This is a genomic window from Ruminococcus flavefaciens ATCC 19208 (assembly GCF_000518765.1).
In the GTDB taxonomy this organism is placed as follows: domain Bacteria; phylum Bacillota; class Clostridia; order Oscillospirales; family Ruminococcaceae; genus Ruminococcus; species Ruminococcus flavefaciens.
Genome location: NZ_KI912489.1, coordinates 89357 through 106012, shown reverse-complemented (window position 1 = coordinate 106012; position 16656 = coordinate 89357). Strand labels below are relative to the sequence as shown.

Below are 16656 nucleotides of genomic sequence, written 5' to 3'. Positions count from 1 at the left end.
ATCATATCTCATACACTACTATCTCGGGAGGGTCAAAAAGTCTCAGCTTTCCGAGACCTGCCGATACCAGAAGCTTCATATTGCCGTAGGTATAGACTCCCTTTGAATTCTTCGGGAAGAATTTTCTCTCGGGAGACAGCATTGCAATACCGAAAATTCGCACTGCTCCGCCGTGAATATGACCGCTGAAGGTATATTTTGCTCCCCATTCCGCATAAGCTTCCGCAAAAAACGGGTTATGTGCCATGAGCAGCACCTCGCCCTCGGGACACTTTCCGAGAAGCTTTTCAAGGTCATCGGTTTTTATGGTGTCAAGGTCACGATAGCCGCCGTTTTTCTTATAAACTCCGTAATTCTCAAGGAGTCCGTATACTTTCAGGTGTCTGCCGTTAATATTTATCTCGGAGCTTTCATTTCTCAGCAGTATGACCTTTGACCTTTCAAACATTGCTTCAAGCTCGGGACGCATTTCCTCGGAAATGCTCTGCTCGTGGTTGCCGTATATCATATACACGGGAGCTATCTTGCAAAGCATTTTCAGAGTCATTTCCGCACATGACAGATCCTTTTCATAGCGCGTTATAAGATCACCGCTGAGTATTATCATGTCGGGATACTGCTCCTTGACCTTTTCACAGAGCCTTATATTGTTTCTCCCGAAACGCTTTCTGTGAAGGTCGGAAAGATGTACTATCCTGACTCCCTTTCCAAGATCCTCACGCCTTACCGTAAGGAGACAGAAATTCTCGATAAAGGCATATATCACAAATAGAATAAAAACGATAAGTATAATATATTTCACTGCATTTTCCTTTTTTCATCAAGCTTTTTCAGTATAAAATGGTCTGCCGCCGCAAATATCAGCAGATACAGAGACGTGAAAACAAATCTTCCCGCATATGTGGCTATTGCCTCGCGGACTGTTCCTTTGTACTCGGCTTCGGGCGAAAATACGCTTATCTCGGGTGCTGCAAGCAGCATTATCACTGTCAGCAATATCCCGACAAGAAGCGGTATGACCACCGAAAATATAAAAAAGAACTTCCGTGAAAAGCTGCCTTCGCGTCCGCCGTCAAGCTGTACGAAATGATACATGGCACATAGTACGAGGGGCGTCACTAATGTGATGCCCCATGCGTAACCTATTTTTTCGTATGCAAACCAGTTTATGAACTGACAGAAAAGGCTCAGCACCGTTATTACCAGTGCTGTAAAGGCACTTTCTCCGAATCTGAGAAAGCCCCTCTCAGTCTTATTCCTCATTCTCCTCGTCCTCAGGGTCTGCTTCGATTATTACTTCGTTCTGCTCTTCAAGTGCAGCCTCGGCTTCCGCAGCCTTAGCCTGCTCTTCTGTGAGCTGCTCGACCTTTTCGGTCTCGGCATTGTCGTCATGCTCTGCACGGGTGAATGCAACTACATTTGCGCCCTCGCTGACTCTCATTACACGAACGCCCTTTGCGATACGTCCCATTACTCGGATATCGCTTGCAAGTATTCTGATAATAATACCGTCGCTGGATACGAGGATAATATCGTCCTCCTCGTCAACTATCTTGATGCCGCAGACGTGTCCGCGGATATCGTCTACCTTGTAGTTTGTAAGTCCGAAGCCGCCGCGGTTCTGTATACGATAGCTGTCAAGCTCTGTACGCTTGCCGTAGCCGTTTTCTGTAACTGTAAGGAGAGTTGCTCCCTCGCGGACTCTTGCCATGCTTACAACATAGTCGCCGTCGCGGAGCTTGATAGCTCTTACGCCGTGAGCCGAACGTGAAAGTGCTCTCATCTTGCTTTCTTCAAGACGGATGACCATACCGTTATGAGTTGCAACAAAGAGCTGAGCGCTGCCGTCAGTCATACGGACTCCCTCTATCTCGTCGCCTTCATCAAGTCCTATGGCAATAAGACCGTTCTTGCGGACATTCTTGTAAAGTGAGAGGTTAGTCCTCTTTATTTTGCCGTTCTTTGTGACCATAGTAATGAACTTGTCGTCACCGAAGTCTGTGGTCTTTATCATTGCAGCTATCTTCTCATTTTCTGTGAGAGGAAGCAGATTTATCAGATTAAAGCCTCTTGAAGCCTTTGAACCGTCAGGTATCTCATAGCATTTCAGCTTGTACATGATACCCTTATTGGATATGAACAGGATATTGTCATGTGAGCCGCAGATGAACATTTCTTCAACGAAGTCCTCTTCACGCTGCTTCATACCTGTTATTCCGCGTCCGCCGCGGTGCTGTGTCTTGTACTCTGTAAGCGGCATACGCTTGATATAGCCGTTGTTTGTGAGAGTTACAACGCAGTCCTCCTCGGGGATAAGATCCTCGATATCGACTTCACCGCTGACATTTTCGATGTCTGTACGGCGCTTGTCGCTGAACTTCCTGCGGATAGTGTTGAGATCCTCAAGGATTATAGCGTAAACACGGTTAACGTCTGCAAGGATATCCTCATAGTCGGATATCTTTGTGAGAAGTCCGTAGAGTTCATCGGTTATCTTCTGTCTTTCGAGACCTGTGAGCTGTCCTAAACGCATCTGTACGATAGCCTCAGCCTGTTCCTCGGAAAGACCTGTCTGAGCCTCAATGTGAAGTCCTGTAAGGTCATACTGTGCACGGTCAAGGAGTGCAGACATATCAACGTCCTTGAAACGCTCCATCATACGTGTCTTTGCTTCCTGTACAGTCGCACTTGAACGGATTATTGCGATAACTTCGTCGATATAATCAGCAGCAAGCACGAAGCCCTGTAAGATATGAGCTCTTTCGAGAGCCTTTCTCAGGTCGAAACGAGTTCTTCTCTGTATTACATCTACCTGGAAGTCGAGGTAGTGCTGGAGCATCTGCTTCAGCGTGAGTATCTTAGGCTCGTTGTTTACGAGAGCAAGCATGATTATGCCCACTGTGTCCTGAAGCTGTGTAAGTGCAAAGAGCTTGTTGAGAACGATATTCGGTATAGCGTCCTTTTTCAGCTCGATAACTACTCTCATACCGTCCTTGTCGGACTCGTCGCGGAGGTCGTAAAGTCCCTCTATACGCTTGTCTCTTGCAAGCTGATTGATGCTCTTGAGGAGTCTTTCCTTACGGAGCATATAAGGTATCTCGTCTATGATGATGCAGTTTCTGCCCTTTATCTCCTCAAAGTGAGTACGGCTGCGGAGTGTGATCTTGCCCTTACCTGTAGCGTAAGCAGCACGTATGCCTGCTCTGCCCATGATTATGCCGCCTGTAGGAAAATCAGGTCCCTGAATGTGCTCCATGAGCTGTTCGAGAGTGCAGTCCGGATCGTCTATAAGGAGCTGTAAAGCGTCTATTACCTCGCCCAGATTGTGTGGAGGTATATTTGTAGCCATACCAACAGCGATACCAACAGAGCCGTTTACCAGAAGATTCGGGAAACGTGAAGGAAGTACGGCAGGCTCTTTGAGACGGTCATCGTAGTTGGATACGAAGTCAACGGTCTCCTTGTTGATATCCGTGAGCATATCAAGGGTGAGCTTTGCCATTTTAGCCTCGGTATAACGGTAAGCCGCAGGTCCGTCGCCGTCAATGGAGCCGAAGTTTCCGTGACCGTCAACAAGTGGATAGCGCATAGAGAAATCCTGCGCAAGTCTGACAAGTGCGTCATATACCGACGCATCGCCGTGTGGATGATAACGTCCCAGAACCGCACCGACTGTATCGGCACACTTACGGTATGGCTTCTCGGGAGTAAGTCCGTTTTCATGGAGCGTATACAGTATTCTTCTGTGTACGGGCTTCAGACCGTCTCTTACATCGGGAAGTGCTCTGGAAACAATTACCGACATGGCGTAATTGAGCATGGAATTTTCCATTTCGTCAACTATCTCGGTATTTATTACCTTTGAGTTGTCATTGTAAAGCATTTTTTCCTCCTGAGAGAATGTATTTTAATTTATGGTCTTTCAATTCTTTATATCTCTTACGATCTTCAGCTCAGACTCGGAAAAGCCATCCTTCGGGAGTATATAGAAGGACTCCTTTCCTGCAAGCATCAGGAAAAACTGATCGTACTCCATGAGCTGAAAGCCTTCATTTACTTCAAGTCTTGTCTTTTCGGGAAGTGGGTCTGTGTCCTGAGTGCTGTCCCTTTCTTCCTCGGGAATATCGCTGAGATCCTCGGAAACTGTCGATATATCAACAAATTTATCGCCTACACCTATCTTGTAGACAGGCTCGCCAAGTGCCTTTACGGATTCTGTCAGATTGCGGCGCATTTTTTCTGGAGTATACCACTCCCTGAAAGCAAAGGCTGCTGCCATGATAAAAGCGATATAAGTGATGTACTTCTGTTTTTTCGGAGCATCGTTCATGGCGATCACGCCAAAGATAAGTATACCCAGAGCCAAGGCTGAAAAAAGCAGCACATATACTCTGCTTTTGGGATATACGAACTTTTTCTGGAACGCACGGTATGCTTCGCGGAAGGTATCCGCAGGCAGCCTGAATTCTTTTTCAAGTTTGTAATTCTCTTCCATAGGTACTCCGATCATATATCAAGATCCTGTGCGAACTTAGCGTTCTTTTCGATGAAATTACGTCTTGGCTCTACCTTGTCGCCCATGAGTATGCTGAATGTCTCGTCAGCCTTTAAAGCGTCCTCCATGCCTATCCTTACGATAGTACGGTGCTCAGGGTCCATAGTGGTCTCCCACAGCTGTTCGGGATCCATCTCACCAAGACCTTTGTAACGCTGAACTTCAACGTCCTTGTACTTTCCGTCCTCGGAAAGCTCTGAGATATACTTGTCACGCTCCTCGTCGGAGAATGCGTAGTATACCTTCTTCTTGCGCTCAACTCTGAAAAGAGGCGGCTGTGCTATATAAACGTTTCCGTTGGTGATGAGCGGTCTCATATAACGAAAGAAGAATGTGAGCAGAAGTGTTCTGATATGCATACCGTCAACATCGGCATCGGCCATGATGATGACTTTACCATAGCGGAGCTTTTCTATATCGAAATCCTCGCCTATGCCTGTACCGAGTGCAGTAACAACAGGCTCAAGCTTGTCATTGCCGTAAATCTTGTCGATACGAGCCTTTTCAACGTTGAGCATCTTGCCCCATAGTGCAAGGATAGCCTGAAAACGTCTGTCACGTCCCTGCTTTGCAGAGCCGCCCGCAGAATCTCCCTCGACGATGTATATTTCGGTGTATCTTGCGTCACGCTCGGAGCAGTCTGCAAGCTTTTCGGGCATTGAAGCGTTTCCGAAAGCGTTCTTCTTACGCTCTGCCTCTCTTGCTCGCTTTGCAGCCTCACGGGCTTTAAGTGCAGACAGGCTTTTCTCGAAGATAAGGTTTGCAGTCTCGGGATTTTCCTCAAGGAAATTCATGAGCTTTTCCTGCACCATTTTCTCGATAAACGGGCGCACTTCGGGATTTCCGAGACGTCCCTTTGTCTGTCCCTCAAATTCGCACTCGGTAAGCTTTACGGAGATTATGGCTGTAAGACCTTCGCGGACATCTTCGCCTTTCAGCTTGTCCTTGGCGTCCTTTATCTTGCCCATTTTCATTCCGTAATCGTTTATTACCTTGGTAAGTGCGTTCTTGAAGCCTGTTTCGTGAGAACCGCCGTCCTTGGTATGGATATTGTTTGCAAATGAAAGTATTACTTCATTGTAGCTGTCGTTGTACTGGAGAGCTATCTCAGCGAATGAGTCACCCTGAGTACCTGAAATGTAAATAACATCGCCGCTGATAGCTTCAAGCTCGCGGGTCTTGTGGATATGCTCTACGAACTGGCGGATACCGCCCTCATAGTGGAGAGTCTCGCCGAGGATATTTTCCTTGTCGCGCTTATCGGAGAATATTATCTTGATTCCTGCGTTGAGGAAAGCCTGTTCACGAAGCCTTCTGAGAAGTATCTCATAGCTGTAGACAGTAGTCTCGAATATCTCGTCATCAGCCTTGAACATAACGGAAGTACCTGTTTCTGTGGTATCGCCGATGATCTTCAGCTGTTCATCATAGTGACCGCGCTCGAAACGCTGGAAGTAAACGTGCTCGCCGTCCTTTACGGTAAGCTCCAGCCATGATGAAAGAGCGTTAACTACAGAAGCTCCGACACCGTGGAGACCGCCTGACACCTTATATCCGCCGCCGCCGAACTTACCGCCTGCGTGGAGAATGGTATAAACAACGGTAGCTGCGGATATGCCCTCCTTCGGGTGGATACCTACAGGTATACCACGGCCGTTATCTGAAACGCGGATAACATCTCCTTCAAGTATCTCGACAGTTATCTCTGTACAGTAGCCTGCAAGAGCTTCGTCGATGGAGTTGTCCACGATCTCGTAAACGAGGTGGTGGAGTCCTCCGGGACCTGTCGAACCGATGTACATACCCGGTCTTTTGCGGACCGCTTCAAGTCCTTCAAGGACTTGTATGTCGTTTTCATCGTAGTTGTTGTTCTGCTGACTCATGATTTACCTCCAATAATTTTGGTTGTATATGTCATTTACCCAGTTTATGGGATTATTGTCAATGTAATCGCAAATTTCAAGGAATTCCTTTTCATTGCGGATTATGTGGTCGTGGAATGATTTTTGCTATATCGAAAAACCGATTTGTTTTGTTGAAATTGATTTCAATCCGTTTATTATTTGTGAAACGGATTTTGTATGGAACGCCGCCCCCGGCGTTCCGTTTTTCAACGGTTTATCACCAAAATCCGAAACAAATAATATCATATGGATATGATCGGGCATAATAACGTATTTTGTAACAGAAACATATTTATATATTTCATTTATTTTTTTGATATTTGTATTTACGATTTTACCGTATTCGGTCAGTTTTACGTACGGAACGTCAAATATAACGTTTTCCGATGTTGCATTTTGCGGAACGCCGAGGGCGGCGTTCCCTACAGAGGTAATCTCCGACAAATACGGTACCCTGTCTTTTGTGCATATGGTTATGAAATACAGACCGTTACGTGAATAATCGTAATTTTCAAGTCTGTTCAGTTTTCTGTCAGGTCTTTCCATTTCAGAAGCCGCCGCCCTCTTTGAGGCGTTTTCTCAAAGTTGCTGCGGAAAGCTGTGATATATAGACCTTTTCTATGCCGTTTTTTACTGTAACTATGAAGCTTTTCGGCATTTCGTATGTGGTGTAGATACAGTGCTTTTCCTTTTCTGCCCGTTCAAGCAGCTTCTTGGTACACTTTTCAACAGTTGTATTCTCAATGTCGAAAACTCCCACTATATCTCTTACATCAACAGAGTAATTATTCCCTATGTGCAGATACATTTTCTTCCACCTCTGATACGCTGCCGCCGCTTATATGCAGGACCTTTCCCTTTATCTCGGGAAGAAGCGCACTTTCATTCGGAGTCGTGATAAATACCTGCATATCCCTGATTATCTCAAACACGAACCTCTGACGGCTTTCGTCAAGCTCGCCCATAACATCGTCAAGGAATATCACAGGAGCGTCCTTTGACTTCTGCATGAATATCTCTGCCTGTGCAAGCTTCATAACAAGAGCCGCACTCTTTATCTGTCCCTGTGAGCCGTAATCCTTCGCGCTCACGCCGTTTATTTTTATTATTATCTCATCGCGGTTAACACCTGCATGGGTGCTTCCCGTTCTGATATCGTAATCTGCTGTTTCGGCAAGCTTTCTGTAATACTGCTCGTATGCTTCCTCGCCGCAGGGCTTTTCAAAGTCCTCGGATCTGAAAACATTTGACTTGTATTCCAGCTCAAGTTCCTCACTGCCGCCCGAAATAGTGCGGTAAAGTCTGCCGCATATCTCATTGAACTTTTTTATATACTCACTGCGCATATAGGATATTACAGCTCCCTCACGTGAAGCCTGTCTGTCCCATATCTCAAGGATACCGCGGTCGGTATTTCCCTGCATTATGCCTTTCAGCAGAGCATTTCGCTGATTCATTATAGCGTTGTTCTTGTTTATATGCATGACGAACACGGGATTGAGCTGCGAAGCAGCCATATCCACAAAATTACGCCTTTTCTCGGGTGAACCCTTTACAATATCCGTATCATCGGGAATGAAAGCGATACACTTGAAAACATCGAAAAGTGCTCTCGTACCCTTCTGTTTTACTCCGTTAAGTGTGATATTCTTGGGATTTGCCGTACTTCTGGTCATCTCAAAGGATATTTTCTGTTCGCGGACGCTGTCAAGAATTTTTATCTTTGACTGCATACGTTCTCCGCCAAGGCAGATATAGTCCTTTTCCTTTGAGCCGCGGAAGCTCTTACAGCCAGAAAGTATCCACATCGCTTCAAGAAGATTGGTCTTTCCCTGTGCATTCGGTCCGACGATGATATTATATTTCGGATCGGGTGCAAATGAAATATCTTTCAGATTTTTGAAACCGTCGATGTCAGCATATGTGACTATCACTCTACGATTACCTCTTGACCGTTAAACTCGACTTTATCACCGGGACGTATCTTTTTGCCGCGCATAGTGCATACTTCGCCGTTCACAAGGACTTCTCCGTCCTGTATGAGCTGCTTTGCTTCTCCGCCCGAACCAACAAGTGAAGCAAACTTCAGAAGAGCGTCAAGCTTTATGAACTCGGTAGTTATTTTTATTCTGTTTTCAGGCATTTTCTTCACCTCTTAGTAGTACAGCCGTTAGCCCTTGAGCTGTATAGGCATTACAAGGAATATGAAGCTTTCGCCCTCAAGGGGAAGTATCTCAATTACCTTCATTGCGCCGTTGAAGCGTAAACGCACCTTGTCTCCCTCTGCGGCTTTGAGAGCCTCGAGGATAAGCTTGTTATTGAAGCCGATAGTTACAGTTTCTCCCGAAATATCAGCGGATATAGCATCATTTATCTTACCAATGCCTGTTTTGCAGCTTATCTTTATCACGCCGTTTCCGACTTCGCAGCGTATAGGTGACTTGTTCTTGTCGTCGATAAGGAGAGAACATCTTTCAAGACAGGTGGTGAAGTCTCTCTTGCTGATGATGACCTCTGTCTTGCAGCCGCTTGGTATGCTGAGCTTATAATTATGGAAAACTCCTTCGAGGAGTCGTGATATTACGAAAACATTGCCGATCTCAAAGATTATATGGCGGTCGTTGGTGCAGACAGTACACATTTTCTCGTCGTCATCGTCCCTGATAAGTGTGGAAACTTCAAGGAGAGCCTTTTTCGGTACTACGAAATGGTACTTCTCGCTGCAATCGGTAAGCTCGTTTCTGATAGCGAGTCTGAAACCGTCTATTGCGACCATATTGAAGCTGCCCTCCTCTATGTCGAAAAGCTCACCTGTGAGAACGGGCTTGCTTTCATTGAGTGAAGCAGCGTAGCTTGTCATATTTATCATTGATTTAAGTATGCTCTGCTTTACGGAAAAGCTTCTTGCAGAATCTACCTTCGGAAGCTCGGGATATTCATTGGCTGACATTGCAGGGAAGCTGCACTCTGTAGCACTGCATGATATAGTTATAACAAGATTTTCGTCAATGTCGAATTTTATTTCATCACCTGACATACGTCTTGTGAATTCACTGAAAAGTCTTGCACTTACTACAAATTCGCCTTCGCCTTCGGTTTCAGCGTTTATAGAAGTGCGTATACCCATTTCAAGATTATAGGCAGTAAGCTCAACGCTTCCTGCCGATACTCTTACTTTTATTCCTTCAAGTGCGGGAATAGTGGATTTCTGTGAAACAGCTCTTGAGACATTGCTTATAGCCTCACTGATCTCTGTTTTATTGCAAATGAACTTCATTATATTTTTCCTCCGTGAAAATTCTTAGCCGAAGGATAGATAAGCTAAGATAAGATAAGTATAATATTATTGTTGTTGTTATTGTGTCGGTGGAAAAGTTAGGATCGGCAGTATTTGAAGATATACGCCGAAAAGCTCGTCCACAAGGGGGTGTTGTGAAATTCTTGAAATTGAGGAAAACATTTCGTAAAGACTTTTTCAGTGTTTAATCGGTCGAATAATGTGGAGTTGAAATGGAAAAAAAGTTGAGAAAAAAGTGGAAAGACAGGATCAGTAATTTTTTTTGACGAAGAATTTCACAGCCGTGTTAAGTGTTGAATGTTTTCTGTGTTGAAATGATATCCGACGGTAAAAATATGAATAGACTGAAATGCATTTTTATGTCGGGTAAAATTAACACACAAAGTTTTTAAGATAGTTTTAAACACAGTGTTGAAAACTATGTTGAATAAGAATTATTCAACACTTTAAACGTTCACTTTATGTTTATCAGACCTTGCTCTTGTCCTTGATATTTTTGATAATATCGTTTACAAGGTTCTTGAGATTTGAGTCCTTTTCCATAGACTCTGTAACGCTTGTAACAGAGTAAACTATAGTAGAATGGTCTCTTCCGCCGAATTCTGTACCGATAGATGCAAGAGGCATCTGTGTGATCTCGCGGACTACGTATATAGCCACCTTACGTGCTGTTGAGATCTGTGCGGAACGCTTGCTTGAACGGAGATCGTCAGGAGATACGCCATATACTGTGGATACCTCTGAGATGATCTTTTCAACAGTGATCGGTATAGGCTGTTCATCTGTGAGCACATCGCGGATAACGCTCTGAGCCATAGATATGGTTATAGGGCTACCTGCGAAGTGGTTGAGAGCCTTGAGGCGTACAACTGCGCCTTCCAGCTGACGGATATTTGATTTAAGGCGGTTAGCCATGAATTCAGCAACTTCGCTTGGCATTTTGAGCTCTAAAAGCTCTGACTTTCTGTTGATGATAGCCAGTCTTGTCTCATAGTCAGGAGCAGAGATATCAGCGATAAGACCGCCCTCGAAACGTGTACGGAGACGCTCTTCAAGTGTGAGCAGCTCCTTTGGCGGCTTATCAGATGTGATAACGATCTGCTTGCCTTCCTGATGGAGCTTGTAGAAGGTGTGGAAGAACTCTTCCTGCATACGCTCTCTTCCCGAGAAGAACTGGATATCGTCGATAAGGAGTATATCGGCATTTCTGTACTTGTCGTGAAAATCCGATATAGAGCTCTTGTTAAGTGCGCTTACAAGGTCGCTTCCGAAAGTCTCGCTGGTAACGTAAACTATATTGAAATCAGGGTGATTCTTTCTTACCTCGTTGGCAATAGCCGTGATAAGGTGAGTTTTACCCATTCCCGAAGGACCGTATATGAACAGCGGATTATAGTCCGGAACAGCCTTTGTTCCGCAGTTTTTAGCTACAGATTTACTGCACGCAAGTGCAAATTCATTTGAGCGTCCCTCAATGAAGGTATCGAAAGTATAGTCATAGTTTGCAAATTTGTATGACTGTTCAAGCTCTGCGTGTTTCTGCTCGAGCTCTGCGTCTGTAGGTACTTTTATTGTCTCAGGCTCTTCCGACTCAACATTGATAACTATATTGACATCGAGTCCGACAACATTGAAAAAGGCTTCTTTTAAAACTGTACTATAGTTTTCAACAACGATACTCTTCTGAAATTCTGTAAGTACGCTGAAAATAGCGTCAGTTCCTTCAAGCTTTAAAGGAACAAGAGTATTTATCCATGTTTTCATACCTATTTCGGGTATTTTACCGTTTTCAAGGCAGTAGCTCTTTACTTTCTCAAAAACCTCGTCAAATGAATTCATAAAGACCTCCGAATATATGTAAGTTTAAATGTGGAGAAAAAAATAACGATACTCTCCTATATTAATATATAAGACTATTATATCATAAACAATGTTGAAATGCAAGTAAAATTCATGTTAAACCCATAGAAAATGAATCCTCTTTCCACACGTAAATTGACATATTGTTGAAAACTGTGTTGAAACAACCTCAAATCAACACAAAAAATCTTGAAAAAAGCTGTTTTTCGTATAGAAAAATGTTGAAAGATGTGTGTGAATAAGTTTTTTACCTATTATTTTCAAAAGTTTCAACATATTCTTGCGACAAAGGCTTTCACGTATGAAATTGGACAAAGTATTGAAAATTAAAGGCTTTTCGTTTAAGATATATTGTTAAAAAAACAGAAAATGCTTCCGCGTATAAAAAAATTTCCCGAATTGCTTGACATAAGGCGCTTTTTAATATATAATGATTTAGTGTAATGCAGGGAGAAGTGTCCCTGCGCCCTATAAAAATGTTATCCAGAGCTGTTTTTCGGCTCTTGTTTACAATCGGAAGAGAGGAGGACACTGAATATGAAGAGAACATATCAGCCTAAGAAGCTCCACAGAAAGAAGGAGCACGGCTTCATGAAGAGAATGTCTACTAAGAACGGCAGAAAGGTTTTAGCTCGTAGAAGATCTAAGGGCAGAGCAAGATTAACTCACTGACGAGGCTGACCACAAAATCTTTATTTTGTGGTCTTTTTTGTTAGGACGGCTATGTGCAAGGTGCAATTATGCTTTATACGGAAATACTGAACGATAACAAGGACTTCCTGACCCTCTATAAAAAGGGCAGGTACGCCGCTTCAAAATATTCGGTCATCTATGTCAGACCAAACGGTAGACCTTTTAACCGCCTTGGTATAACAGCGGGAAAAAAGGTCGGCAATGCTGTCTGCCGAAACAGAGCAAAAAGACTTATCCGTCTTGCCTACCAAAATGCAGAGTTAGAGCTGCCGGTAGGCATGGATATCGTCATAGTTGCAAGAGCTGCTATTTGCAGCATAAAATCACAGGAATACTGCGGCTATATGGACAAGTACGGAGTAAATGACATCAGAAAGATGTTCAAAAGCTTCGATAATAAGAATAAGCGTGTATGAAATATCTGGTTCTGGGTCTTATAAAGTTCTACAGGAAATTTATATCCCCGCTTTTTCCCCCTAAATGCAAGTATTACCCAACGTGCAGCACTTACGCCTTGAAAGCAGTAGAGCGTTTCGGCGCAATAAGGGGTTCAGCTCTTGCCGTGTGGAGGATACTCCGCTGCAACCCGTGGTCAATGGGCGGTATAGACTATGTCCCCGAGAAATTCACGTTCAGGGTCAAAAAGTATGATTATATTGACCCCGATTACGATGAAAATGATAAAAAGATCTAAGAGGGATGAATATTGAACGCACTTTATGATATTATCGGTGTGCCTTTCGGCTATCTGATGAGACTTATTTACTCGTTATGCAATAACTATGCCGTAGCTATCATTTTATTTACGGTAATTACGAAAATACTGCTGTTCCCTGTCAATTACAAGACACAGAAGGGTTCGGCAAGAATGCAGCTTCTTCAGCCGAAGCTGGAAAAACTAAAGAAAAGTTTCGCCAATAACCCTACAAGATTACAGGAGGAACAGCAGAAGCTGTATCAGCAGGAGGGCGTAAACCCTATGGGTTCATGTCTGCCTATGTTTATACAGATGTTCCTTCTCTTTGGCGTTATCGACGTTATTTATAAGCCTATAACCCATATCCTTAATATATCCAAGAACGTTATCAATGAAGCCTGTGCTATCGCAGGTACAGATAAGGGAAACCTCAGATGTGAGCTTATCACTATGGAGCACCTCAGAGATAACAGCGACAAGTATGCTTCTCTCAGTGAGAAATTTCTCTCAAAGGTAACTGAATTTTCTGAGAAATTCACTATCTTTGGCGCTAATCTTGGAAAAACACCTACACTTCATCCTGAAAGCTGGTCTAAGGAAGCTATCGTGCTTTGTGCTATACCCTTCCTTGCAGGTCTTTCACAGCTTCTCGTATCCGTTTACAGCCAGATACATCAGAAAAAGGTAAATCCTGCTTCACAGCCCGGCGGCGGCTGTATGGCTGTAATGATGTACGGTATGCCTCTCCTCTCGATCTGGTTCGCATTTCAGGTACCAGCAGGTGTCGGCTTCTACTGGATATGGTCATCTGTCTTTTCATTCTTGATAACCTTTGCGCTTAACTGCTACTTTACTCCCGAGCGCATTAAGGTAATAAATGAGCAGGAAAAAGAAAAAGCAAGAATTTACGCAGAAAAACATCCGAATAAGAAATCCTTCATGCAGAAGATGCTTGAGCAGCAGGCTGCACTTGAACAGCAGAATAACGGAGGTTCGTCATCAGGCAAGGCTAACGGCGTTTCACGTTCAGAGCAGAACAAGCAGAACAGAGACAAGCTCAAGGAAGCAAGAAGACGTATGGCTGAAAAGTACGGTGATTCTTATGACGATAACGATGATGAGGAGTAATTCCTCAGGGAGGTAATGTATGACTGAAATATTCACAGCAAGATCTGTTGACGAGGCAAAAGAACTCGCAGCAAAAAAATTCGGAAAGAAAATCAGTGAGATCAAGTTTGAGATCATCGACGAAGGCAAGAAGGGTCTTTTCGGACTCGGATCAAAGGAAGCAAAGGTAAAGGCTACTGTTATAGAAGGTGCACCACAGACTACAGCTGCTCCAAAGGCTGCTGCCCCTGTTGAAGCTCCGAAGGCTCCTGTTACAACTGCTCCTGCACCAAAGGCTGAGCCTGTTGTAAAGACAGTTTCAGAAGAAAAGCCTGTTGTTACTACAGAAACTACTGCTGTAAAGGCAGAAGAAAAGACAGCAGAGGCTGCTGTTGAAGTTCCCGAAGAATCAGAAGAAGCTTACTCACTTGATAACTTCACACTTATCGAGGACGAGGCTCTTATCAATCCTAAGGTAAAGCTTGCAAGAGACTATATCACAAGTATTTTACGCGCAATGGACGTTGATGCTGAGTATAAGATATATCAGAACGAAACAGGTGCTGTACTCAATATCGAGAGCAGCAATAACGGTACTATAATCGGCAGACGCGGCGAGACTCTCGACGCTATCCAGTACCTTTGCTCTATCATCGCTAACAAGGGCGACAAGGATTACTACAGAATCACAATTGATTGTCTCGGCTACAGAAGCAAGAGAAAGGAAACTCTTGAACAGCTGGCTGCTAAGGTCGCAAAGTCTGTTCTCAGAACAGGCCGTTCACAGCCCCTCGAGCCAATGAATCCTTACGAGAGAAGAGTTATCCACTCTGCTATCTCAAATATCGAAGGCGTTTCTTCACGCTCAGTAGGTGAAGAGCCTTACAGAAAGATCATAATTTCTTCAAACAACCCAAGAAGAGGCGGCGGCAGACGCGATAACAACAGACGCGACGGCGGCAGAAGAAATGACAGAAGAGGCGGCGAGAGAAGAAACAACCGCGACAGAGAGGTAAGCATGGAGCGCAGAAGCGTTGACCTCTCAACAAGCTTTGAGAAGGATTATAAGAGACCAAAGCCAGAGGACGAGATCCAGGGCGGTCTTTACGGCAAGATCGAGCTTTGATGAAAATATCTTAAACAACGGCTTAATGCCGTTGTTTTTTTAGGAGTGATTAAATGTCTACCATAGCAGCAATCTCAACTCCGAATGCTATCGGCGGTATATCCGTCATACGCATCTCGGGTGACGATGCTATTGGCGTTGCGGAAAAGATATTCTCCCCTTGCGGCGGTAAAAAAGTTTCGGATATGGCAGGCTACACCTGCGCATACGGTATAGCTCACGACGACGATGAAAGACTGGACGACTGTATCCTCACAGTGTTCCGTGCACCGCACAGCTACACAGGAGAGGACGTTGTTGAGATATCATGTCACGGCGGACTGTACGTAACGAGAAAGGTGCTCCGTGCAGCTCTTGGACACGGTGCTGTGAATGCAGAGGCAGGAGAATTTACAAAGAGGGCTTACCTTAACGGAAAGCTTGATCTCACACAGGCGGAAGCCGTCATGGATATTATTTCCGCAAAAGGAGAGCGCGAGCTTAAAATGGCTGAAAATCTCCGCGAGGGAGCAGCTTTCAAGAAGGCTGAGAAGTGCTCGGGAAAGCTTATGAAAATTCTCGGAGACCTTGCGGCTTGGGCTGATTATCCCGAGGAGGATATCCCTGAGGTGCGTCCAGAGACTCTTATTGAAGAGCTTTCGGAAGTACGCGATGATCTGAAGTCACTGGTGCAGAATTATGACAGTGGACGCATTCTCAAGGAGGGCGTTTCCACGGCTATCATCGGCAGACCTAACGTGGGCAAGTCTACCCTTTTCAACTGCCTCAGCGGCTGTGAGAGAAGTATCGTGACCGAGATAGCAGGTACAACACGTGACATTATTGAGGAGTCTGTCCGCATCGGCGACATCACTCTCAGGCTTTCGGACACTGCCGGTATCCATGAAACAGATGATATCATCGAGGGTATCGGAGTTGATATGGCTGAAAAAATGATCGCTTCATCGGAATTGATAATTGCTGTCTTTGACGGAAGTTGTCCACTCACCGCGGACGATTGGTATTTAATTAATAAAATTAATAAAGATAAAACAGTTGCTGTGGTGAATAAAAGTGACGTTGAGCAGCTCCTTGATATTGCTGAGCTTGAGAAACAGATTAAACATATCGTATATATTTCAGCTAAGGAAAATACCGGAGTCGAGAAACTCCACAGACATATTGAAGAGATTTTCAAGCTCAATGAAGCTGATTTTGATACGGTAACTGTAGCAAATGAGCGTCAGAAATACTGTATCGACAAGGCTCTCGAAAGTATTGAAAGTGCTATTTCATCACTTGAAATCGGTGAAATGCTTGATGCTGTGAATATTCTTATTGATGAGGCTGAGCAGTCGCTGCTCATGCTTACAGGTAAAAAAGTTACGGACGCAGTCGTGGACGAGGTGTTCTCTCGCTTCTGCGTCGGAAAATAAA

Annotated in this window: 17 protein-coding genes; 6 read left to right on the top strand and 11 right to left on the bottom strand. The window is 44.4% G+C overall.

Going from position 1 to position 16656, the window contains the following annotated elements; translation table 11 throughout:
• Position 1: 1 nt before the first annotated feature.
• The 11 genes from L870_RS0107255 to dnaA all read right to left on the bottom strand — a co-directional run bounded on the left by L870_RS0107255 (position 2) and on the right by dnaA (position 11596).
• Positions 2 to 802, bottom strand: coding sequence for a metallophosphoesterase (locus L870_RS0107255; protein WP_028517583.1), 801 nt, complete (start codon positions 800 to 802; stop codon positions 2 to 4).
• Entirely contained in the window at positions 799 to 1263 is a 465-nt protein-coding gene (locus tag L870_RS0107250) for a hypothetical protein (RefSeq protein ID WP_028517582.1), read from the bottom strand. The genes L870_RS0107255 and L870_RS0107250 overlap by 4 nt, the downstream gene beginning before the upstream one ends.
• Positions 1253 to 3883, bottom strand: coding sequence for a DNA gyrase subunit A (gene gyrA / locus L870_RS0107245; protein WP_028517581.1), 2631 nt, complete (start codon positions 3881 to 3883; stop codon positions 1253 to 1255). Before gyrA ends, L870_RS0107250 begins: the two co-directional genes overlap by 11 nt.
• A 39-nt stretch (positions 3884 to 3922) precedes the next feature.
• Entirely contained in the window at positions 3923 to 4510 is a 588-nt protein-coding gene (locus L870_RS0107240; RefSeq protein WP_028517580.1) for a hypothetical protein, read from the bottom strand.
• The gene (gyrB, locus tag L870_RS0107235; protein ID WP_028517579.1) at positions 4507 to 6438 is read right to left on the bottom strand and encodes a DNA topoisomerase (ATP-hydrolyzing) subunit B; all 1932 of its coding nucleotides are present in this window, start codon (positions 6436 to 6438) and stop codon (positions 4507 to 4509) included. The genes L870_RS0107240 and gyrB overlap by 4 nt, the downstream gene beginning before the upstream one ends.
• Before the next feature lie 126 nt (positions 6439 to 6564).
• Positions 6565 to 7005 (bottom strand): transposase, encoded by a 441-nt coding sequence (locus L870_RS16945; RefSeq protein ID WP_028517578.1) that lies wholly within the window; start codon positions 7003 to 7005, stop codon positions 6565 to 6567.
• 1 nt (position 7006) lies between these two features.
• The gene (gene remB, locus L870_RS0107225; protein WP_028517577.1) at positions 7007 to 7267 is read right to left on the bottom strand and encodes an extracellular matrix regulator RemB; all 261 of its coding nucleotides are present in this window, start codon (positions 7265 to 7267) and stop codon (positions 7007 to 7009) included.
• Positions 7245 to 8393 (bottom strand): DNA replication/repair protein RecF, encoded by a 1149-nt coding sequence (gene recF / locus L870_RS0107220; protein ID WP_028517576.1) that lies wholly within the window; start codon positions 8391 to 8393, stop codon positions 7245 to 7247. Before recF ends, remB begins: the two co-directional genes overlap by 23 nt.
• Positions 8390 to 8602, bottom strand: coding sequence for a S4 domain-containing protein YaaA (gene yaaA, locus L870_RS0107215; protein WP_028517575.1), 213 nt, complete (start codon positions 8600 to 8602; stop codon positions 8390 to 8392). Before yaaA ends, recF begins: the two co-directional genes overlap by 4 nt.
• 27 nt (positions 8603 to 8629) lie before the next feature.
• Positions 8630 to 9736, bottom strand: coding sequence for a DNA polymerase III subunit beta (gene dnaN, locus L870_RS0107210; protein ID WP_028517574.1), 1107 nt, complete (start codon positions 9734 to 9736; stop codon positions 8630 to 8632).
• Between the two features lie 489 nt (positions 9737 to 10225).
• The gene (dnaA, locus tag L870_RS0107205) at positions 10226 to 11596 is read right to left on the bottom strand and encodes a chromosomal replication initiator protein DnaA (protein WP_028517573.1); all 1371 of its coding nucleotides are present in this window, start codon (positions 11594 to 11596) and stop codon (positions 10226 to 10228) included.
• A gap of 558 nt (positions 11597 to 12154) precedes the next feature.
• On the opposite strand from dnaA, the gene rpmH reads away from it, so the two are divergent.
• From rpmH to mnmE, 6 genes are all read left to right on the top strand, one after another.
• On the top strand, positions 12155 to 12289 hold the full coding sequence (gene rpmH, locus L870_RS0107200; RefSeq protein ID WP_028517572.1) for a 50S ribosomal protein L34: 135 nt from the start codon (positions 12155 to 12157) through the stop codon (positions 12287 to 12289).
• Between the two features lie 68 nt (positions 12290 to 12357).
• Complete coding sequence (rnpA, locus tag L870_RS0107195) at positions 12358 to 12726, top strand: ribonuclease P protein component (protein ID WP_028517571.1); 369 nt, start codon at positions 12358 to 12360, stop codon at positions 12724 to 12726.
• Complete coding sequence (yidD, locus tag L870_RS0107190; protein ID WP_028517570.1) at positions 12723 to 13004, top strand: membrane protein insertion efficiency factor YidD; 282 nt, start codon at positions 12723 to 12725, stop codon at positions 13002 to 13004. The genes rnpA and yidD overlap by 4 nt, the downstream gene beginning before the upstream one ends.
• Before the next feature lie 12 nt (positions 13005 to 13016).
• Positions 13017 to 14135 (top strand): YidC/Oxa1 family membrane protein insertase, encoded by a 1119-nt coding sequence (locus tag L870_RS0107185; protein ID WP_028517569.1) that lies wholly within the window; start codon positions 13017 to 13019, stop codon positions 14133 to 14135.
• Between the two features lie 19 nt (positions 14136 to 14154).
• Positions 14155 to 15240 carry an RNA-binding cell elongation regulator Jag/EloR gene (jag, locus tag L870_RS0107180; protein ID WP_028517568.1) on the top strand — a complete coding sequence of 362 codons (1086 nt, stop codon included), beginning with the start codon at positions 14155 to 14157 and terminating at the stop codon, positions 15238 to 15240.
• A 53-nt stretch (positions 15241 to 15293) separates the two neighbouring features.
• Positions 15294 to 16655, top strand: a complete 1362-nt coding sequence (gene mnmE / locus L870_RS0107175; RefSeq protein ID WP_028517567.1) for a tRNA uridine-5-carboxymethylaminomethyl(34) synthesis GTPase MnmE — start codon at positions 15294 to 15296, stop codon at positions 16653 to 16655.
• The last annotated feature ends 1 nt before the right edge of the window (position 16656 follow it).